Genomic DNA, 19,078 nt, shown 5'->3' with positions numbered 1-19,078 from the left:
ATCAACCGCACTAGCGTGCTTGCACAGCCTCAGGCTCAGCGCGCTCAGGATTGAACGGTTTGGCGTCCAGCCGGCGGAAGATGAATGCGGACAGCACCGTCACCAGCCCCATCGTGAGGAAGGCGAGTTGGTAGGCCGGTGCGGCCACGCCAAGCCTCACCGAAAAAAGACTGACGAGCCCGCCGCCAATCGTCACGCCCAGGCCGATTGCCAGCATTTGCACCATCGAAAACAGGCTGTTGCCGCTGCCGGCATCCTGGTGGGACAAGCCTTTGAGCGTGATGCTGTTCATGGCGGCAAACTGCATCGAATTCGCCCACCCGAAAATCGACAACTGCAGGATCGACAGCGCCAGCGGCCAGCCCGGCGACATGGCCGCAAACGATGCAATGGATACGCCAACGATCCAGGTGTTGATCAGCAGGAATCCGTCGTAGCCGAACCGGTTCACCAGGGGCACGACCCAGCGCTTGGCGATCATGCCCGCAATGGCAATCGGCAACAGCAGCAACCCCGAATGGAGCGGTGAATAGCCAAGCTGCAACTGAAACAGCAGCGGCAGCAGGAACGGCACCGCGCCCGAACCAATCCGGCAGAAAAGGTTGCCGATCAGGCCGATGCTGAAGTTGGGCTCGCGAAACAGCGATAGCCGGAACAACGGAGACGCACGCCGCCTTGCATGCGGGATATAGAGCAGCGCGCTGACGAGGCTGACGGCAACGAGTAGCGCACTCCACGGGCTATCCGCGCCGTTCTCCAACGCCAGTGAAAACGTCACCATGCACATCGACAGCAGGCCGCAGCCGATCCAGTCGAACGGCGGCACCACGCTCGATGCGTCCTGCGGTAAATAGCGTCGCACCGCGAACAGGCCCACCAGGCCGACCGGCACATTGATCAGGAAAATCCAGTGCCAAGAGGCATCCTGCACGAGCCATCCGCCCAGGGCCGGCCCCAGGAGTGGCCCCACCTGCCCGGCCACCGACACGAAAGCCAGCGCCGCGATGTACTGCTCGCCCGGGATATTGCGCAACACCGCCAGCCGGCCGACCGGCAGCAGCATGGAGCCCCCAATGCCCTGCAGAACGCGGGCGATGACGAGTTGCGGCAGCGTGTGCGCCGTGGCGCAGAACACTGAGCCGAGAACGAAGATCAGGATGGCGCTGAAATACACGCGCCGCGTGCCGAACTTGTCGGCCAGCCAGCCCGATGCCGGCGTCAGCAGCGCCATGGTCAGCGTATAGGCCACCACCACCGATTTGAGGTCGAGCGGTTTCTCGCCCAGGCTGCGCGCCATCGAGGGCAGCGCGGTATTGACGATCGTCGTGTCCAGCGCCTGCATGAAGAAGCCGACAAAAACGATCCACAGCATGGCCTTCTGAGACACATCCTGTTTGGCGGCGGAGGAAGAAGCGGTGTGCATGCGCAATCCTGGGTGACCCTGCCCAGAACGTTCCGGACAACACCCGTAATGCTACGCACGGTTGGCCAATCGGGAACCCCTCTGGAGTCGTTGACTGTCATCGGAAAATCCGATGACAATGCGGCATGCTCAATCCCATCTGGATTCAGACCTTCGCCACAGTGGCCGCGGCACGCAGCTTCACGGATGCCGGGCGTCAGCTTGGCTTGTCGCAATCGTCGGTCAGCGATCACATCCGCCGCCTGGAGCAAAGCGTGAACCGGCGGCTGTTTGTGCGCGACACCCACTCCCTGTCGCTGACGCCAGATGGCGAGGCGTTGCTTGTCCACGCAAGGCTGATCCTTGAATCGCTGGCGCGCGCCGAGCTGCAATTCAGCGCGCCGCGGCTGCAGGGGCGCGTTCGGCTGGGAACATCGGAAGACCTGGCCTCCGGGCCCTTGCCCAATTTGCTGGCGGCGTTCCGTGCCACACACCCGGACGTCGAGCTCGAGATCACGATGGGGATGACCAGCAAGCTCTACGAGGGCATCGAAGATGGCTCGCTCGACCTGATCATCGGCAAGCGCCGCGAAGGCGGGCGGCGTGGTGTACCGCTGTTCAGTGGTCAGCTCGAATGGCTGGCGCGGCCCGGCACCGTGGTCGATGTGGGACAGCCGCTACCGCTCATCCTCGTCAATGAGCCGAGTGTGACCCGCTCGGTGGTGCTGGACACGCTGGCTGCGGCAGGCTGGCTCTGGCGCGTGGTGTGCACCAGCAGCAGCCATTCCGGCTGCATTGCCGCAGCGCGCGGCGGACTGGGTATTACGGTGCGTGCGCAAAACCTGAGCGGCGGCGGATTGGTGCCGCCCGTCAATGTCGATGCGCTGCCGCCCCTGCCGGCAATCGAGTTCATCACGCTGTCGGCACGGCGGCTGACCAAGCCCGCGGAAACGCTCCTGCAGCTCATCCGCAAGAGCGACCTGCGCGCGGGGCGGACGGATTGAAAAGAGAAAACTGAATACCGTCAGGACGGCAACAAGCGGTAAAAGGTGAAGCGATCGACGTGCACCGCGGTCTGGATGCACCTTGACGAAGCGGAGCGGAAGGCTGCAATGTCTGCCGTGGCCGGATTGGTGCGCGCTGGTGGCGTAATCGTCATGTCGCTCCGGCACGGTCCGGTTCCGGATGGGCGGCGAATGTTCGACGTATCTGCGGACGAGACAATCGCTGTGGCCCGCAAGCCGGCTAGCAAGAACATCACCGCGGCACGCTCGCAGACATGCTTGGCCGGGGTGATGTGACGTGGAGTTTCCTCGCCCTGAAGCGGAACACTTAAGTTGCCGCAGCCGGATGACGCTGTTCCACTCCCGGAGGCGTCTTCAGGCATGGCACGGCTGCGGATCCCTGTTGGACGTCTACACGGAGGCAAACCGATGGCACGCGTTCGAGTTGCAGGCTTCACCCTCTCGCTCGACGGATATGGAGCGGGTCCGAATCAAGACATCAATAATCCGCTCGGCGATGGCGGGATTGAACTGCACCAGTGGCTGATCCCGACGCGCACATTCCAGCAGGCCCTGTTCGGCAAGGACGGCGGTACGACCGGGGTGGACGATGAGTTCGCTGCCCGTGGCTTTCAGAATGTCGGGGCCTGGATTCTCGGGCGCAACATGTTCGGCCCCATTCGCGGGGAATGGCCGGACATGAACTGGAAAGGCTGGTGGGGCGATAGCCCGCCGTACCACGTTCCGGTGTTCGTCCTGACCCATCATGCGCGACCCTCCATCGAGATGGACGGCGGCACGACGTTCCACTTCGTCACAGGCGGCATTCGCGAGGCACTCGACCGCGCACGCGAGGCTGCTGCCGGAAAGGACGTGCGGATTGGCGGCGGGCCGAACACGATCCGGCAGTATCTTCGTGAAGGCCTCATTGATGAACTGCACATTGCGATCTCGCCGGTGCTGCTCGGCCGGGGGGAGCCGCTGTTCGAGGGGTTGGACTTGCGCGCGCTGGGATACACATGCGTCAAATCCGTCGCGTCGGAGAAGGCCACGCATGTCGTCCTGCAGCGCCAGGGGCATGCGGACGCCGCCGCTTAAGGCCTCTCCGATCCGACCGCGCTCGGCCTACGCATGGATGGCCGAGCGCGCCGTTGGCAGCAGCCGGTGCGTCTCGGTCGACCGGATCGGCCACTGCGCCAACTGCGGAGCAATCTCACGCGCCCACAGGTTCGAACGGCCAAATGCCTCGAACCGTGCGAGGTCGGGAAACACGGCAACCCCCACCAGCACATGCTCGTGTGCCCGCACGGGCAATCGGGGGAAGTTGTTCTCACGGGGCTCCGTGATATACCAACCCTGAGCACACGCGCCACCGACGTTGAGAACGTAGGTCATGCGTTCACGGCAGAACGTCAGCAGCTCCGCTGATGCTGGCGCATCCAGATAGAAGACCGTGATGTCGACCAACCCCGGCGGGATTGCCGTTGCGTCCCGGCTGGCACGGGGCGTCGCATCCTTGGGCAGGTGGGCACCCTCCCATGCGGGGCGCAGCAGCAGTACGTTGTCTGAATCCAGCATCGTGGCGTTGGCCGCCTCGGCATGCGCCTGCCAGGTAACACCGCCGTAGAAGGCCTTCAGCCCGTTCAGGCGGGTCTGCATGCTCTCAAACCCGCGCAGCCAGACAAACAGATCCGGATGATCCAGATCGCGGAACTGCCCCAGGACCGTCATCCCGACCGCTTCCTGCGGCTCGACCAGCTCACGATCAAAGAGGTCGATCAACGCATCGCGCTTGTTGGGGCGAAGCGTGTACTGGCGCAGCTCGATCACCTCCAGTTGCCTGTCTTGAATGCTCGCGTTCATGTTTGACCTTTGCGTGGGGGAATGCACCCACGATATGTCCATTAACATGACACCTCATGTCATGTATTTAAGGTCGTGGGACATTCATGAAAGCGAGCCGGCTGCTGTCGATCATGATGCTGCTGCAAGCGCGCGGGCGGATGACCGCACCGGCGTTGGCTGAAGCGCTGGAGGTTTCCGAGCGCACGATCCTGCGGGATATCGATCAGCTCTCCACCGCCGGCGTGCCCATCTGGGGAGACCGCGGTCGCAACGGCGGCTTTCAACTGCGCGAGGGTTGGCGCACCGATCTCACCGGCCTCACCCAGCAAGAGGCGCACGCGCTGTTTCTGGCAGGTTTGCCTGGCCCAGCAACGGAGCTTGGCCTGGACGGCATGGCAACCTCTGCCCGGCGGAGGATGATCGCCAGCCTGGCCCCGGACTCGCGCGAGCATGCGGATCGCGTCGCCAGCCGGCTGCATATCGATACGGTGGATTGGTACCGCGCGCAGGAAACGCCGGTGTTCTTGCGCGAGGTGGCCGACGCGGTGTGGAGCGCGCACCGTATCGAAGTGAAGTACGAGAGTTGGCGCGGCGTATCCGACCGCGAACTTGAACCGCTTGGCCTGGTGCTCAAGGGCGGTGCCTGGTACCTGGTTGCCAAGGTGGTGGGCAAGCCCAGCCCACTGACCTTTCGGCTGGCGAAGATCGTTGAACTCAAACCCTCGCGCCGCCGTTTCAAGCGGCCTGCGCGGTTTGATCTGGCCAAGCACTGGCATGACGCCATGCACCGGTACGAGACCGATCTCTATCGGTTGACGGCGCACATTGCCGTATCGCCGCGTGGCGAGAATTGGCTGATCAACGCGCGCGTCAAAACGATGCCTGTCGCGCAGGATGCCGGGCGTGCCGAGGTGCCATCCGGCTGGAAGGCGTTTCTGATGCCCATCGAATCCATCGAGCACGGTGCGCGAAAGCTGCTGGGATACGGCGCGCACGTCAAGATCCTGGGGCCGCAGGAGCTCAAGCATCAGCTGATGGAAGAGCTGTTGCAGTTGAAGGCGCTCTATAAGAAGTAAGCCCGCGCAGCCGTGCCAGCGCACCTCCACAAGTTCCCCAACCGTCGTCGCTCGACCTGCCCGAGCCTGCCTCTCTCCGGCGACTGAAAGCCCGTTTCACATTACGAAATCCGTCTGGAATTTCCGCGTCACCTCGTTTTCGCTCCGCGAAAACACTTTCCGCATTGCAAAAAACATCACGTAACCCATTGAAAAATAACAACAAACAAAGTCTTATGTCTTATATAAGACCTTGTTGCGACGCATCAAGGCAGAACTACAATTTGGTCATGCGGTTCGCTTCGAGTTTCGACCAACGTGGCGACACACCCAGCCAGTTACTCAAACACGTTTTGCCCTTAGGAGAGACACATGGCCCAGTACCAAGACGACATCAAGGCAGTTGCCGGTTTGAAAGAAACCCACGGCAGCGCATGGAATGCGATCAACCCCGAGTACGCTGCCCGCATGCGCGCGCAGAACAAGTTCAAGACGGGTTTGGACATCGCCAAGTACACCGCCAAGATCATGCGCGCCGACATGGCTGCCTACGACGCTGATCCGGCCAAGTACACCCAGTCGCTGGGTTGCTGGCACGGCTTCATCGGTCAGCAGAAGATGATCTCCATCAAGAAGCACTTCAACAGCACCGAGCGCCGCTATCTGTACCTGTCGGGCTGGATGGTCGCTGCGCTGCGCTCGGAGTTCGGCCCGCTGCCGGACCAGTCGATGCACGAGAAGACCTCGGTCAGCGCGCTGATCCGCGAGCTGTACACGTTCCTGCGCCAGGCTGATGCCCGTGAACTGGGCGGCCTGTTCCGCGATCTGGACGCTGCCAAGGATGCTGCCGCCAAGGCCGCCATCCAGCAGAAGATCGACAACCACGTCACCCACGTGGTGCCCATCATTGCCGACATCGACGCTGGTTTCGGCAACGCTGAAGCCACCTACCTGCTGGCCAAGCAGTTCATCGAAGCCGGTGCATGCTGCATCCAGATCGAGAACCAAGTGTCGGACGAGAAGCAGTGCGGCCACCAAGACGGCAAGGTCACCGTGCCGCATGAAGACTTCCTGGCCAAGATCCGCGCGATCCGCTACGCGTTCCTGGAGCTGGGTGTGGACGATGGCATCATCGTGGCCCGTACCGACTCGCTGGGCGCTGGCCTGACCAAGCAGATCGCCGTGACCAACGAGCCGGGCGACCTGGGCGATCAGTACAACTCGTTCCTGGATTGCGAAGAGCTGTCGGCCGACCAACTGGGCAACGGTGACGTGGTCATCAAGCGCGACGGCAAGCTGCTGCGTCCGAAGCGCCTGCCGAGCAACCTGTTCCAGTTCCGCGCCGGCACGGGCGAAGCACGCTGCGTGCTGGATTGCATCACCTCGCTGCAGAACGGCGCTGATCTGCTGTGGATCGAAACCGAGAAACCGCACATCGCGCAGATCGGCGGCATGGTGAGCGAGATCCGCAAGGTCATCCCGAATGCCAAGCTGGTGTACAACAACAGCCCGTCGTTCAACTGGACGCTGAACTTCCGTCAGCAGGTGTACGACGCCATGAAGGAAGCCGGCAAGGATGTGTCGTCCTACGAGCGCGCCGCACTGATGAGCACGGAATACGACGACACCGAACTGGCGAAGCAGGCGGACGAGAAGATCCGCACGTTCCAGGCTGATGCATCGCGTGAAGCCGGTATCTTCCACCACCTGATCACGCTGCCGACGTACCACACCGCCGCGCTGTCGACCGACAACCTGGCCAAGGAATACTTCGGCGACCAAGGCATGCTGGGCTACGTGGCTGGCGTGCAGCGCAAGGAAATCCGCCAGGGCATCGCCTGCGTCAAGCACCAGAACATGTCGGGCTCGGATATCGGCGACGACCACAAGGAATACTTCAGCGGTGAAGCAGCCCTGAAGGCAGCTGGTAAGGACAACACCATGAATCAGTTCCACTGATACGGGTCTTACCTCAAGCAAAACGCCAACCTTAGGGTTGGCGTTTTTTTTGGGGTGGCTAAGTGAAAAGACGCGCCGGCTGGGGCACCATGCTGGGTTGACTGCGGCATCGGGCACCCCCGCGTCGAACACGAAGACACGCTCTCACCCCACCACCCCACCTCCATGCTTGGTTCTCTCGTTGATAGCCTGCTGACACGGTTTTCGAAGTTACATCTCAAGCGCCAAGGCGGCGACGCTCTGCCGACCTTCCAAGTCAACACACCAGTCGGGCCCATTCGCGCATACGACTCTGGGACCTTGAAACCGTGCATCGTGTTTGTGCCGGACGGCCCCAATGTGATCGAACACTATGCGGTGTTGATTGGCCTGCTCGCGCAGCGCTTCCGGGTGGTGTGCTTCGACATGCCGGGCTTTGGATTTTCGTTTCCGCAGCCAACCTACACGCACTCTCTGGTGCAGGGCGCGAAAGCCGTGTTGGGCGTTCTGGACGCGCTGGGAATCAAGACGGCTGCGCTGGCATTCAGTTGCGCCAATGGCTTCTATGCCCTGCAAACCGCCCGCGTGGCGCCGGAGCGCATTACACATCTGGTGCTGTCTCAAACGCCATCGCTGCCTGCGATGCACGCCTGGGCGCATCGGAACGTCCCTCGGCCGCTACATGTTCCCTTCATCGGGCAGGTGGCGGCGTGGCTGTTCCGACAAAAGGCGGCGCATCGCTGGTATAGCCGTGCGCTACCACGAACAACCGATGCGCAACCTTTTCAGCAGACCGCACATCACGCGCTTTCCGGCGGCGGGTGTTTCTGCCTGGCGGGTGTGGTTCAAGGTTTGATGCGTGAGAACGCAGCAGCGCAGCAAGCCGTCAAGACGCCCTGCACCATCATCTGGGGGACGCAGGACCATTCGCACCGCGGCACCGATCCCGACTCGCTACGCGAATGCATACCGCATGCGGAGATGCTTCGCTTTGAAGACTGCGGGCACTTTCCGGATATTGAGCAGCCCGAGCGCTACGCCGCGATTCTGATTGAGCGCATCGCTGGCAACGGTGCCATGTAAGCCCCAGCGCAACACGCCCCACCTCGCCCACGTGTGAACCGGCTTCCGCACGTGTGGCATGGCGAAAGCCGGTTCGGCATACGCATACGTTCAGGAGCAAATGCCCGTTGCTGTGGAGTTGGCGTTGATGGTGGGCGTATTGAAGTCGACGATATGCGGATTCCCACTCGCGCAGGCCATCACCCAGGCTTTCTGGTTCTGCACAGCGGTGCCCACGAGAATGTCCGTCTGCCCCGGGGCGATTGACCCCGAGCCCTGTTCATACACGTAACCCGTGGGGCTAAAGGAAGCCGCTTGACCGCGGCAGACGAACAACGCGCCTGTTGAGCTGGGCGGCGTTGCATAGAGGGTGCAATAGGACGTGAAGATTCTGGCGTTGCAGGTATTCGTTACGGTAATCGAGCCCTGCGCGTTGGTGCCCATGCGCAAGCAATTGACCGCGCTTGTGCCGGAGTTGGTGCTGATGCTCCCACTACTACCACTGCTGCCACCGCCGTTGTTTCCGCCCCCATTGCCCGGCGTGCCGCCATTGGAACCCGACCCCACGTAGACGTAGAGGCCCGCGTGGTCACCGCCTGCGCAGTTGCTGTAGGCAAAACCGTAGCCCGTTGTCGTGCTCGGGTTGACGGTCACATTCAGGCCTTTGGCAAAGGTCTGCGCATTGGTAAACCAATCCGCTTGCGTTACGCCCGTGCTGCAACTTGCGCTGAGCACAACGTTGGTCCCAGCGGGCAATGGACTGTTTGCCGTGGATGCCGGAGACGCAGACACCGTGCATTGCGGTTTAACGGCACTGCAGCTTGCGCCATCGCCGGTGGGGGAACCTCCAGACCCGGATGCGTTGCCGCCACCGCTGCCATCATCGCCACCGCCGCATGCGACGGTCATCAGAGCGGCGCTTGCACATAAGAGCAAGGTCGCCAGCCGGTTTGTACGTTTCATTGTTGTCTCTCCCTGTTTTGAACATGACCTGAGCCGTTGAAAAGGGGGATCGCTCAGGCAAGGGCAGAAATAACAAACCGGGTGGGCGCAAACATCCCCAAATTTAGGGGCGCTGCACGACAGAAAAAGACGTTGATAAGGAAGTCGTTTAGCAACGTGCCACTACCAAACGACACAGACGGCGTCCAACTTCGTCCGAACGGTGACGACGACGGCGGATGAATGGTCTGCACCCGGGGGCGGCATGATCAGGACGGTTGCCAATGTCGGCGGGGTCAGCATCGTGACGCGGGAACTGGAATCTGCCAGCGTGGCGGGGAAGTCTTATTGACCTCAGCCGGGCCAATGAAACCGGCAAAGTCAGGCTAGGGACTTCACCCAAGATCCATCAGCGGGATTTCGGCGACAAGCGCATCGACTGCACAACGGGTCTTCAAGGGCAAATACGGCGTCTTCGGCCAGACGGCATGGATATCCCACGGTCGCACGCAGCAACGCTCTCTCACCACGGCGAGCTCACCCGTTGCCACATAGCGCGCCAACAGCCAGCACGGTAACTGCACGAGCCCAAGGCCAGCGATGCCTGCGCCTGCAATCGCCTGTATATCGTCCAGGCTCAGTTGCGGCGTGATGCGGAGTTCCTGCGCATTGCCGTCTGCATCGCGCACGCGCCATGGCGACGGCACGCCGGCGCGCGAGTAGGCGATGCCCGCATGCCCTTCGAAGTCATCAATCTCGACTGGAGTCCCCCGCCGTGCCAGATACGACGGCGCGGCCGCGATGCTCGTGTCCTGCACGCCGATGCGCCGTGCCACGAGGCTCGTGCTGTCGTGCAAATCGCCGATGCGCACGGCAAGGTCGATGTTTTCTTCCACGAGATCAACCGCCCGGTCTGTAAACGAGATGTCGATCTGAAGGTTGGGATGTTTTTGTGCGAGCCCGAACAACACCGGCGCGACACAAAGGTGACCGAACGCGATCGGCACGCTGACCTTCAGGCGGCCGCGCGGCTCACGGTGTCCGCTCTCGAGTTCGGCTTCTGCCGCATCAAGCTCGGCAAGCGCCCGAACGCATCGGTCGTAGTAGGCCTGTCCAGCCTCCGTCAGCGTCTGACTGCGCGTCGTGCGATGGAGTAGGTGCACACCAAGCCGCGCCTCCAGCCTCGCAATCACCTTGCCGATTGCGGAACGCGTGAGGTTCATGCGTTCGGCCGCAAGCGTGAAGCTGCCTGCCTCAATCACCTGCACAAAGACCGCCACCCCATCGAGCCTGTCAGTCATATTGGTTCTGTTACGGAGCAATTAATGGGAAAAAATCACGTCAATAGGGAAATTTATTCCCGATACAGTACACCGACGTGCTTCTGACCGGGCCGCGCCGTCGTCCACACCGGACATGACCAAGCGGCTGCCCCCTTTTTCCACACGCGTCATGACCTTCTCCCGCCCTCCAAAAAACGCGCTTGCACTGGCAGCCGTTTGCCTGACCTCGCTGATGTTTGGCCTCGAAATATCCAGTGTCCCGACGATCCTATCGACCCTTGAACGCGTGCTGCACGCCGATTTCAAGGAGATCCAATGGATCATGAACGCCTATACGCTCGCGTGTACCACGGTGTTGATGGCCACTGGGGCGCTGGCAGATCGCTTCGGGCGCAAACGCATCTATGTGGCCAGCATCGTGATGTTTGGAATCACCTCTCTGGTCTGCGGGCTCGCGCAAAGCGCGTCCGTCCTGATCGTCAGCCGGTTTCTTCAAGGGATGAGCGGTGGCGCGATGCTGATCTGCCAGGTGGCCGTGCTTTCGCATCAGTTCCAGGAAGGGCGTGAGCGCAGCAAGGCGTTTGGCGCTTGGGGAATCATCTTCGGCATCGGACTCGGCTTCGGTCCGATCATTGGCGGCATGATCGTCGCCGTTGCCAACTGGCAGTGGGTCTTCCTCATCCACGCGCCGATCTCGATCGTTGCGCTGGGCCTGGTCCTGGCCGGTGTGCAGGAGTCCCGCGACCCGCATGCGCAACGGCTGGATGTTCCCGGCATCCTCACGCTTTCGGTGTGGTGTTTCGGCCTCGTCTATCTCATCACGCAAGGTCCGGACCTCGGGTTCAGCAGCCCCACCGCATTGAGCATCGCCGCCGCGACGGTGTTGAGTTTCGTCGCGTTTGTCGTTGTCGAGAAGCGCAGCCCTCGCCCCATGTTCGACTTCTCGGTGTTCCGGATCCGCTCGTTTTCCGGTGCGATGTTCGGGGCAATGGGCATGAACTTCAGCTACTGGCCGTTCATGATCTACCTGCCGATCTATTTTCAGGGCGCACTCGGTTATACGAGTGTGGACGCCGGACTGTCGCTGCTTGCCTATACGCTACCGACACTTGTCATCCCACCGTTTGCCGAGCGGCTTGCGCTCAGGTTCGAAGCACGCAGAGTCATTCCGCTCGGCATGTTCTCCATCGGCCTCGGTTTCATGCTGATGCGGCTTGGCGCTGACATGGAGCACGCCAGCTGGCTCACGATGCTGCCGGGTTGCCTGTTGTGCGGAACGGGGCTGGGCCTGACCAATACACCGGTCACCAATACCGCCACGGGCTCGGTCTCGCCAGACCGCGCAGGCATGGCGTCGGGCATCGATATGAGCGCCCGATTGATCAGCCTGGCCATCAACATCGCCCTCATGGGTTTCATTCTTCTCGAAGGCGTGCTCTCTTACCTCACGCGCGCACTTTCCGGTTTTTCCGAAACCGGGCCGCTGCGTTTGCTCGCAGAAAAGGTCGCCGCCGGCAATCTTGCGCATCTCACGCAGGGCAGCGCGGAACTTGCCGCTGTCGATCCGAACAGCGTGATCGTTCATGCCGCGCTTGTGCACGGTTTCGAGCGCGTGATGCTGTACGGTGTGATCGCCGCGTGGGCCTTGGCCGTGCTCAGCATCATGGCGTTTGGCCCCGACACGCGGGCGCAGCACCGGGAGCCTGCGCTGGATGGGGCGGGCCGCCACCCTAGCCCGTAGGGCATGCGCCGTGCTGTGATGTGTGGGAAGATCGGCCGCTTCCGACTGCGGATTCAACCGGGTTCATACCCCGGAAGTGTTCGGTTCGAGTCCAGATGTCGCCACCATTTCGAGGCGTTCTGCTCACGGCTTCCCTCGATAACAATCAGTCTTCCTGCGCAAGCCGAAACAAGACGTCAGCGAGGGCGCGAATCTTGGACTGTGCAGCTCGTTGAGACGGATAGACGACAAAGTACGACAAGCCATTTCGCGCCACGTCGACAAAAGGCGTCACCAGTGTCCCCGCTCGCAGGCGGTCCCGCGCCATGCGGGGATCGCCGATTGCAACTCCGTGCCCTTCCGCCGCAGCGGTGAGCGTCAATTCGAGGGTATCAAAAACGAGTCCATGGTCCGCGTCGACGTGCCGTGCGCCAACGCTTTCCAGCCAGCATCGCCACTCCTCATGGCCGTGCCCGGGATGGAGCAATGTGACATGAGCAAGATCGGCTGCCGAGCTCAGTGATGCGGCCATTTCGCTTGTGCACATCGGTGTGAGTTGCTCGGCAAACAACGGAATTGCTTCCATACCTGCCCATTGACCGGTTCCACGCACAACGATGGCGTCGACGTCGGGCGTAGTGAAATCCGGCGTGTCGTCCGCCGATGTGGAGATACGGAGTTCTGTTCCAGGCAAGGCGTCATTGATGTCTGCCAGACGTGGCAGCAACCAGCGAATCGCGAACGTGGACGGCACCCGCAGGGTGACGATAGACGCTGTCTTGGCATGAATGTCTGCGTGCTGAACCAGTTGCGTGAGTACGCTTACGGCCACGCTCAACAGTTCGCTTCCTTCCGCCGTCAGCGTCAGCCCAGACGCATGGCGCACGAACAGAGCACACCGGTAGTGCGCTTCCAGCTGCTGGATCTGACGGCTCACCGCGCCCTGCGTTCGACACAGATGATCAGCGGCTTTGCTGATGCTCCCGAGTTGCGCCGCGGCGACGAATGACTGGAGCGCCGCCAACGGCGGCAACGCCCGCGTCAAGTCAGCCAATGGGTATGCATGGGCTGCATACCCGGGTTGCGGATTTTTCGATTGTTCGGGCATCGGTGCATCGATATCGTGCGTGCATCTAACGCGCGTCCGCATGAGCGTGCGGCGTTGTCAACGAATGACCGGAGAATGCACATGGCCTCATCGTCCGAAGCACTATACACGCGGCAGGTTCGCAACTATCTCAGGGAGTTGGAGCGCGGCGATGTCGCGGCGATCTGTGCGCTGTTCACGCCAGACGCCCAAATCTTCTCGCCCTTTCTCGGCTGGATGCACCCCGCCCCATTCTTTGCGAAGGTCAACGCAGCGTCTGGTGAAAGCAAAATAACCCCGATCGACATCTGCGTTAGCACGACAGGCGCCCGACGCGCGACGGGTTACTTCATCTACGACTGGGGGCTCAAAGATGGGGCCGCAGTGCGTTTCGAGTGCGTCGATGTTTTCGAATTCGACGACAAAGGGCTCATCGAGCGGATGATCATCGTCTACGACACCCATCCGATTCGCAGTACGGTAGGTGACAAATACGCGTAGCCGAATCGATGTCGCTCGATACCGAAGGCTGGCGTTTGGGAAGGGCTGGTGCCGACTTTGATCGCCACGCACTCGCAGGGTATTCATTGATCACGCCGACATCCGCCGGTAGCTGAAGCGCGGCACTTCCTGCGCGCGGCCACCATCGGCCGCCCACCCAAGGGGCGCCAATCTTTCTCCCTGCCAGACAGCAGGGGGGCAATCAACACCCGGCAAGCTACGAGTTTGCGTCGCGGTGCTGTCTGTCGAAATTCAGCCTCGCTTCCCGGAAGCGGTCCGCGTTCTCCACGATCCAGGTCCAAAGCGGGACCATGCGAACGAGCAGCTCCATGCCCGTGTCGGACAGTTCGTACTCGACTCTGGGCGGTATCTCTTCGAAATCGTGACGAAGCACCAAGCCGTCACGCTCGAGCAGTCGTAACGTGCGCGTCAACATGCGCTGAGTCACCCCGTGCATGCGCCTACCGATTTCTGCGTGGCGCAGTCTGCCGTACACGCCGAGCGTGTGGACCACACCGAGTGACCAACGGCTGCCGGCATGTGCGAGCACCTCCCGCCGCAGGCCATCATCATCGTCTCTCAGGCCGTCACATACGGTCTGCGAATAGTTGAGAAGTTCGTCTCGATCCAACTGCCTGGCTCCCAGTATCACGCGTGTACCTTCTTTCGCGCACGTCCATGCATCGCTAGACTGCCGCAACACATTCCTTGGCAGGCTAGACGATGAACCCAACAGATCCTAACGCGACGTCGCAAAACATTCTCGTGCTCGGTGCCGGCGAACTCGGCCTGCCGGTACTGCGCAATCTTGCGCGCCGCGCGAAGGACGTGGACGGCGCGAAGATCAGCGTGCTGCTGCGCGCAAGTGCCGTTGAATCCAGTACACCCGGCAAGCAACAAGATATCGCGGAGATCCGGAATCTTGGGATCGAGATTGTCGTCGGCGATCTTGTGAAGAGCTCCATCGACGAGCTCGCCAAAGTCTTCGCGCAATATGACACGGTCATCGGTTGCGCGGGCTACGCAGCCGGCATCGACACGCCAATGAAGCTGGCGCGCGCGGCCTTGCAGGCGCGTATCCCGAGGTACTTCCCATGGCAGTTCGGGGTCGATTTTGATGTGATTGGTCGCGGCAGTCCGCAAGACATTTTCGACGCACAGTTGGACGTGCGCGAATTTCTGCGCGGTCAGCACCAGACCGAGTGGGTCATCATCTCGACCGGCATGTTCATGAGCTACCTGTTTGAGCCAGATTTCGGTGTGGTCGACCTACAAAACGATGCAGTCCACGCACTAGGCAGCCTCGACACCGCAGTAACGCTGACGACGCCGGATGACATTGGAGCGCTGACCGCCGAGATCGTGTTCGCCAAACCGCGCATCCGGGACGAGATCGTGTATCTGGCCGGCGACACCGTGACTTACGGTGAGGTCGCCGACAAGCTGCAAGCGGCCCTCGGCCGCCCTTTCACCCATTCGGCCTGGAGCGAGCAGTACTTGCTGGACGAGCTGGCACGCGATCCGCACAACATGATGCGCAAGTATCGTGCGGCTTTTGCTCAAGGGCGGGGTGTCGCATGGGACAAGAGCGGGACGTTCAATCAACGCCACGCCATTCCGGTCACCGACGTGGCATCGTGGATCAAGGCAAACCTTACTTCGGGCCGCAGCGAGTAATCGTCGGTCGGACTCTCCCAGCAAACGTCATCGACGACAGCTTCCCAGAGCAGAAAGCCGCCCCCAGCGAAGGGGGCGGGCTTCCGTATTCGGTACTGACTTCTACCGAGTTCTGCTCGGTGAAGTTGGCGTGTTAAAGCAATGTGACGGGAGGCGGAAGTTGCTTGTCAGCGGTCGTTGATGGCGCCGAAGATTGAATGACCGCTACGGGTTGCGGTCGTTGATCTCCTGCCTTACGAGTGGCTGCTTCCGGCCACTTTCAGTCGTTCGCTCGCGCCCGCGGATGGACACTCAAATGTCGGCTCCCGAGAGAGTAGCGGCCCCTCACACATCTGGCTGATCCGTCGCATCGTCGGGCACTGAATTGTTAGCGATGAGCCGCGCGAACGGCGATTTGCGGTTTGCAACTGGCACGAATCCGGGGGCAGATCGAATGCTCGGGGCCCTTGCTGATGATCTCCAGCGCCCGCGTCACGCCACGGACAATCACTTCGTCGATTCGCATGGTCCCGTCCCTGCTTGAGGTGAGCAGACACTGAACTCCGCCATCGAGGTAAGCAACCACGATATCGACGCCTCTGGCGCTTTCAATTGCGGGACACCTGCGCGGCATCCCGTCGATGCTCGCTAGCAATGCTGTCTGCCGAACCGAGCGTGATGTTATCCGGGGTGCCAACCAAAAAACTCGACAGTGAGAGCATATGCTCCTATTATTTGCCTCAAGAGAGCATATGCTCTCACTTTCGAATGGAGCGAAGCGATGAACGAGCCAGAGATTCTTGTGAGCGGTGCAACTGGACGTACCGGAAGTATTGCCATTGACGAACTGCTCAAGATGAACAAACGCGTGCGGGCCTATGTGCGCACGGACGACGATCGGGCGGCAGCCCTGAGGCAGCGCGGTGTCGATGTCGCGGTCGGGGATTTCACCGACATCGACGACATTCGGGCAGCGATGGAAGGCATCCGGTCTGCGTATTTCCTTCATCCGATCGCGCCGGGAATCATCGGGGCCGCGGCCTATTTCGCGCAGGCGGCAAAGGAAGCGGGCGTCACGGCGATCGTCAACATGTCGCAGATTTCCGCGCGCCGGGAGTCGATGAGCCACGCGGCACAGGATCACTGGGTCTCCGAGCAGGTCTTCGATTGGTCGGGTGTCGCAACGACGCATTTGCGCCCGACCTTCTTTGCCGATTGGCTCGTCTATCCGCATTTTGCGCGGGAGATATGGGCCACGAAGAAGATCGAATTTCCGTTTGGCAATGGCCGTCACGCGCCCATCGCCAGCGACGATCAGGGACGCGTGATCGCCCATATCCTCGCCAACCCCGAAGGCCACGAGGGCAAGACCTACACGCTCCACGGCCCCGTCGAGATGGACCACGTCGAGATCGCGGCCGCGATGAGCGAGGTTCTTGACGCCAGGATCGAATACGCGCCGACTTCCATCGAGGCATTCCGGATCAAGATGGAAACCCTTTACAAGTTTCCACCGTTCCTCACGCAGCATCTGGTCGAAGTCGCACAGAACTACCGCGACGGCATCTTCTCGGGCACCAACGACGTCGTCGAGAAGGTCACCGGACAGCCGCCGCTGTCGGTCCAGCAGTTCGTCGCGAAATATCGGGCCGCATTCGTATGAACACGTCCTTGAAACGAATCGAGAGGTTTGAAAATGTTACCTATCCAACCTGACCGTCACCCGTTTCTCGATGATCTGACGGCCGACGCCGAGCTGGTCAGCTCGGTGTTGCGCGCTCCCGTGATCGGGCGCGACGAAATCCGGCTCGCCGTCGACGCCGTTGGGGCCTTTTACGTGTCACAGACGCCAACGTTCGTTCAAGCCGTCGGCTCGCGACTCTTTCTCGAATACGAGGCCGTCCTGACGAGCGGCGAGACGTTGAGCGCGGTCGCGGTCGCCGATCGCAACGCAGACGGCTCGGTGTCGCGCGTCAGCGTGCGGATGAGCCCGCTTGGCGCCGTACTGACGCTCGCGACCCATCTGCGGGAGTTGCTTTCGAAACAGTTGCCGGAACACGTCTTTCTTTGAATCAGGCACCCGCGCGCTCATGGAGGGCATCGGCACTTCCCTGGCGCGCGGCTTTTGAAAAAGGAGCTTGTCATGGATATCAAGAATGCGAACGTCTTCATCACCGGCGCCAATCGCGGCCTGGGCCTTGCGTTTGCACGCGAGGCACTTCGGCGAGGGGCGGCGAAGGTGTACGCGGGCATGCGCAACACGAGCGGTTTCGACGAGCCGGGCATTGTGCCGGTCAGGATCGATGTCACGGATCCTGCGTCGATCGCCGAGGCGGCGAAACTGGCGGCCGACACGACGCTGCTGGTCAACAACGCAGGCATTGCCGCTCTGATCGACGGGCCTTTGGCGGCCGACGTGCAGGCGCAATCCGCCCGCATGTTCGATACCAACTACTACGGCGTGGTGCGCGTCACACAGGCCTTCGAACAGATCCTGACGGCCCAGCCGCATGCCGCGATCATCAACGTGCTCTCCGACATCGTGTGGCTCCCGCGGCCCTATTTGACACCGTATGCCGCGTCGAAAGCCGCCGCCTGGAGCTACACGAACCAGCTTCGCTTTCACCTGCGCGAGCGTGGCATCCAGGTTCTCGGTCTGCACGTCGGGTTCGTGGATACCGATCTGACCAACGGCATCGACGTGCCTAAAGCCAGTCCCGAGGACGTCGTGCGACAGACCTACGACGCGCTCGCCGCTGGCAAGAGCGAGGTCATGGCCGACGAGGGGACAGCGGTGCTGAAGCGCACGCTCGCGGCCGAGATACCCGGCTACATCACACCGCCGGCAGGGCTTTGAACACCGCAGTCGATACGGGCCGGATTCAGCGGCGAGCCACGAGGTGTGCAGATCGTACGCCGGCGCTGTTGCTCCCGGCTTTCATCAATAGATACATTCGTACCTTTGCGCGACGCGCGCGTGGCGTTCGCGCAATTCACTGAAATCAGGAGTGCAACAGATGTTGCCCGTTAACCAGCCGCTCGGAATCGATCAATGCAACTGCTTCGCCGTCAGGAAGGCGAGCAGGCAGATCTCCCGACTTTACGATAGCCATCTCGAGCCCTCGGGCCTGCGCATCACGCAATTCCTCACCCTGGCCGCCCTGGACGAAGTGGGCAGCACGCCGGTCAACGCCCTTGCCGAACGGCTCGATATCGAACGAACGGCGATGGGGAAAATGGTGGGCTTCCTGGAGCGCGACGGCTTCGTCACGATCAAGCCCTCGCCTACCGACGGCCGAAGCCGCCTTGTCGAACTCACCGAGGAGGGACGGCATCTGTACGAAAGGGCATCCCCACTCTGGCAGGAAGCGCAACGGGAGTTCGAGCAACTGAACGGCGCGGACAATGTTGCGGCGTTGCGAGAAGGATTGAGAGGGGTGGTCATCGGCGACGTGTCGATGCGTTCGTCGCAAGACTAAGCCTCCGGATGCATTGCGGCAACAACGTCGTTCCTCAAACACATAGTCGTTCGACGAAGGGCTACGAAATCCACGCGGGTTCGAGAAAGCGTTCACGGAGGGGG

At 61.5% G+C, this 19,078-nt stretch carries 19 protein-coding genes; 12 read left to right on the top strand and 7 right to left on the bottom strand.

The window, feature by feature from the left end; all coding sequences use genetic code 11:
- Positions 1 to 10: 10 nt before the first annotated feature.
- Positions 11 to 1,423, bottom strand: coding sequence for a multidrug transporter subunit MdtD (gene mdtD / locus V6657_RS22520; protein WP_048933546.1), 1,413 nt, complete (start codon positions 1,421 to 1,423; stop codon positions 11 to 13).
- 125 nt (positions 1,424 to 1,548) lie between these two features.
- On the opposite strand from mdtD, the gene V6657_RS22515 reads away from it, so the two are divergent.
- Positions 1,549 to 2,406 (top strand): LysR family transcriptional regulator, encoded by an 858-nt coding sequence (locus V6657_RS22515; RefSeq protein ID WP_048933547.1) that lies wholly within the window; start codon positions 1,549 to 1,551, stop codon positions 2,404 to 2,406.
- A 20-nt stretch (positions 2,407 to 2,426) separates the two neighbouring features.
- On the opposite strand, the gene V6657_RS22510 is transcribed toward V6657_RS22515, so the two are convergent.
- A complete protein-coding gene (locus V6657_RS22510) occupies positions 2,427 to 2,789 on the bottom strand; it encodes a hypothetical protein (protein ID WP_137884526.1) in 363 nt (120 codons plus the stop codon).
- Positions 2,790 to 2,835: 46 nt separating this feature from the next.
- On the opposite strand from V6657_RS22510, the gene V6657_RS22505 reads away from it, so the two are divergent.
- Complete coding sequence (locus tag V6657_RS22505; RefSeq protein WP_048933548.1) at positions 2,836 to 3,504, top strand: dihydrofolate reductase family protein; 669 nt, start codon at positions 2,836 to 2,838, stop codon at positions 3,502 to 3,504.
- A 27-nt stretch (positions 3,505 to 3,531) separates the two neighbouring features.
- On the opposite strand, the gene V6657_RS22500 is transcribed toward V6657_RS22505, so the two are convergent.
- Positions 3,532 to 4,269, bottom strand: coding sequence for an NIPSNAP family protein (locus tag V6657_RS22500; RefSeq protein ID WP_048933549.1), 738 nt, complete (start codon positions 4,267 to 4,269; stop codon positions 3,532 to 3,534).
- Positions 4,270 to 4,355: 86 nt separating this feature from the next.
- Between V6657_RS22500 and V6657_RS22495 the strand changes: the two genes are divergently transcribed.
- The 3 genes from V6657_RS22495 to V6657_RS22485 all read left to right on the top strand — a co-directional run bounded on the left by V6657_RS22495 (position 4,356) and on the right by V6657_RS22485 (position 8,327).
- The gene (locus V6657_RS22495) at positions 4,356 to 5,327 is read left to right on the top strand and encodes a YafY family protein (RefSeq protein WP_048933550.1); all 972 of its coding nucleotides are present in this window, start codon (positions 4,356 to 4,358) and stop codon (positions 5,325 to 5,327) included.
- 351 nt (positions 5,328 to 5,678) lie between these two features.
- Positions 5,679 to 7,265: an isocitrate lyase gene (locus tag V6657_RS22490; RefSeq protein WP_048933551.1), complete on the top strand. Its 1,587-nt coding sequence runs from the start codon at positions 5,679 to 5,681 to the stop codon at positions 7,263 to 7,265.
- A 300-nt stretch (positions 7,266 to 7,565) separates the two neighbouring features.
- Positions 7,566 to 8,327, top strand: a complete 762-nt coding sequence (locus V6657_RS22485; RefSeq protein WP_248694634.1) for an alpha/beta hydrolase — start codon at positions 7,566 to 7,568, stop codon at positions 8,325 to 8,327.
- 90 nt (positions 8,328 to 8,417) lie between these two features.
- Here V6657_RS22485 and V6657_RS22480 read toward each other — a convergent pair whose 3' ends face one another.
- Together V6657_RS22480 and V6657_RS22475 are read right to left on the bottom strand one after the other, a co-directional pair.
- Complete coding sequence (locus V6657_RS22480) at positions 8,418 to 9,041, bottom strand: hypothetical protein (RefSeq protein WP_137884525.1); 624 nt, start codon at positions 9,039 to 9,041, stop codon at positions 8,418 to 8,420.
- Positions 9,042 to 9,643: 602 nt separating this feature from the next.
- On the bottom strand, positions 9,644 to 10,549 hold the full coding sequence (locus V6657_RS22475) for a LysR family transcriptional regulator (RefSeq protein ID WP_048933554.1): 906 nt from the start codon (positions 10,547 to 10,549) through the stop codon (positions 9,644 to 9,646).
- Between the two features lie 151 nt (positions 10,550 to 10,700).
- Between V6657_RS22475 and V6657_RS22470 the strand changes: the two genes are divergently transcribed.
- Positions 10,701 to 12,272 carry an MFS transporter gene (locus V6657_RS22470; protein ID WP_048933555.1) on the top strand — a complete coding sequence of 524 codons (1,572 nt, stop codon included), beginning with the start codon at positions 10,701 to 10,703 and terminating at the stop codon, positions 12,270 to 12,272.
- Between the two features lie 145 nt (positions 12,273 to 12,417).
- On the opposite strand, the gene V6657_RS22465 is transcribed toward V6657_RS22470, so the two are convergent.
- On the bottom strand, positions 12,418 to 13,359 hold the full coding sequence (locus tag V6657_RS22465; RefSeq protein WP_048933556.1) for a LysR substrate-binding domain-containing protein: 942 nt from the start codon (positions 13,357 to 13,359) through the stop codon (positions 12,418 to 12,420).
- 81 nt (positions 13,360 to 13,440) lie between these two features.
- Between V6657_RS22465 and V6657_RS22460 the strand changes: the two genes are divergently transcribed.
- The gene (locus tag V6657_RS22460; RefSeq protein WP_171017925.1) at positions 13,441 to 13,839 is read left to right on the top strand and encodes a nuclear transport factor 2 family protein; all 399 of its coding nucleotides are present in this window, start codon (positions 13,441 to 13,443) and stop codon (positions 13,837 to 13,839) included.
- A gap of 217 nt (positions 13,840 to 14,056) precedes the next feature.
- On the opposite strand, the gene V6657_RS22455 is transcribed toward V6657_RS22460, so the two are convergent.
- Complete coding sequence (locus tag V6657_RS22455; protein ID WP_048933558.1) at positions 14,057 to 14,470, bottom strand: helix-turn-helix domain-containing protein; 414 nt, start codon at positions 14,468 to 14,470, stop codon at positions 14,057 to 14,059.
- Between the two features lie 92 nt (positions 14,471 to 14,562).
- Here V6657_RS22455 and V6657_RS22450 point away from each other — a divergent pair, with 92 nt between their 5' ends.
- From V6657_RS22450 to V6657_RS22430, 5 genes are all read left to right on the top strand, one after another.
- Positions 14,563 to 15,516, top strand: a complete 954-nt coding sequence (locus tag V6657_RS22450) for an aromatic alcohol reductase (protein WP_048933559.1) — start codon at positions 14,563 to 14,565, stop codon at positions 15,514 to 15,516.
- A gap of 760 nt (positions 15,517 to 16,276) precedes the next feature.
- Complete coding sequence (locus tag V6657_RS22445) at positions 16,277 to 17,158, top strand: NmrA family NAD(P)-binding protein (RefSeq protein ID WP_048933561.1); 882 nt, start codon at positions 16,277 to 16,279, stop codon at positions 17,156 to 17,158.
- Between the two features lie 33 nt (positions 17,159 to 17,191).
- Complete coding sequence (locus tag V6657_RS22440) at positions 17,192 to 17,566, top strand: hypothetical protein (RefSeq protein WP_048933562.1); 375 nt, start codon at positions 17,192 to 17,194, stop codon at positions 17,564 to 17,566.
- A 72-nt stretch (positions 17,567 to 17,638) separates the two neighbouring features.
- Positions 17,639 to 18,352 (top strand): SDR family oxidoreductase, encoded by a 714-nt coding sequence (locus tag V6657_RS22435; protein ID WP_048933563.1) that lies wholly within the window; start codon positions 17,639 to 17,641, stop codon positions 18,350 to 18,352.
- Positions 18,353 to 18,512: 160 nt separating this feature from the next.
- Positions 18,513 to 18,974 carry a MarR family transcriptional regulator gene (locus V6657_RS22430; RefSeq protein WP_048933564.1) on the top strand — a complete coding sequence of 154 codons (462 nt, stop codon included), beginning with the start codon at positions 18,513 to 18,515 and terminating at the stop codon, positions 18,972 to 18,974.
- Positions 18,975 to 19,078 lie beyond the last annotated feature (104 nt).

Origin of the sequence: Ralstonia sp. RRA (genome assembly GCF_037023145.1) — a bacterium.
GTDB lineage: Bacteria > Pseudomonadota > Gammaproteobacteria > Burkholderiales > Burkholderiaceae > Ralstonia.
This window is presented reverse-complemented; position numbering and strand designations above follow the sequence as displayed.

Excerpts from the sequence above, each read along its gene's own strand:
- V6657_RS22500 (WP_048933549.1), bottom strand. The coding sequence starts at position 4,269 with ATGAACGCGAGCATTCAAGACAGGCAACTGGAGGTGATCGAGCTGCGC.
- V6657_RS22510 (WP_137884526.1), bottom strand. The coding sequence starts at position 2,789 with ATGCCTGAAGACGCCTCCGGGAGTGGAACAGCGTCATCCGGCTGCGGC.
- V6657_RS22435 (WP_048933563.1), top strand. The coding sequence starts at position 17,639 with ATGGATATCAAGAATGCGAACGTCTTCATCACCGGCGCCAATCGCGGC.
- V6657_RS22505 (WP_048933548.1), top strand. The coding sequence starts at position 2,836 with ATGGCACGCGTTCGAGTTGCAGGCTTCACCCTCTCGCTCGACGGATAT.
- V6657_RS22440 (WP_048933562.1), top strand. The coding sequence starts at position 17,192 with ATGTTACCTATCCAACCTGACCGTCACCCGTTTCTCGATGATCTGACG.
- V6657_RS22470 (WP_048933555.1), top strand. The coding sequence starts at position 10,701 with ATGACCTTCTCCCGCCCTCCAAAAAACGCGCTTGCACTGGCAGCCGTT.
- V6657_RS22490 (WP_048933551.1), top strand. The coding sequence starts at position 5,679 with ATGGCCCAGTACCAAGACGACATCAAGGCAGTTGCCGGTTTGAAAGAA.
- V6657_RS22475 (WP_048933554.1), bottom strand. The coding sequence starts at position 10,549 with ATGACTGACAGGCTCGATGGGGTGGCGGTCTTTGTGCAGGTGATTGAG.
- V6657_RS22465 (WP_048933556.1), bottom strand. The coding sequence starts at position 13,359 with ATGCCCGAACAATCGAAAAATCCGCAACCCGGGTATGCAGCCCATGCA.
- V6657_RS22460 (WP_171017925.1), top strand. The coding sequence starts at position 13,441 with ATGGCCTCATCGTCCGAAGCACTATACACGCGGCAGGTTCGCAACTAT.
- V6657_RS22445 (WP_048933561.1), top strand. The coding sequence starts at position 16,277 with ATGAACGAGCCAGAGATTCTTGTGAGCGGTGCAACTGGACGTACCGGA.
- V6657_RS22515 (WP_048933547.1), top strand. The coding sequence starts at position 1,549 with ATGCTCAATCCCATCTGGATTCAGACCTTCGCCACAGTGGCCGCGGCA.
- V6657_RS22495 (WP_048933550.1), top strand. The coding sequence starts at position 4,356 with ATGAAAGCGAGCCGGCTGCTGTCGATCATGATGCTGCTGCAAGCGCGC.
- mdtD (WP_048933546.1), bottom strand. The coding sequence starts at position 1,423 with ATGCACACCGCTTCTTCCTCCGCCGCCAAACAGGATGTGTCTCAGAAG.
- V6657_RS22450 (WP_048933559.1), top strand. The coding sequence starts at position 14,563 with ATGAACCCAACAGATCCTAACGCGACGTCGCAAAACATTCTCGTGCTC.
- V6657_RS22430 (WP_048933564.1), top strand. The coding sequence starts at position 18,513 with ATGTTGCCCGTTAACCAGCCGCTCGGAATCGATCAATGCAACTGCTTC.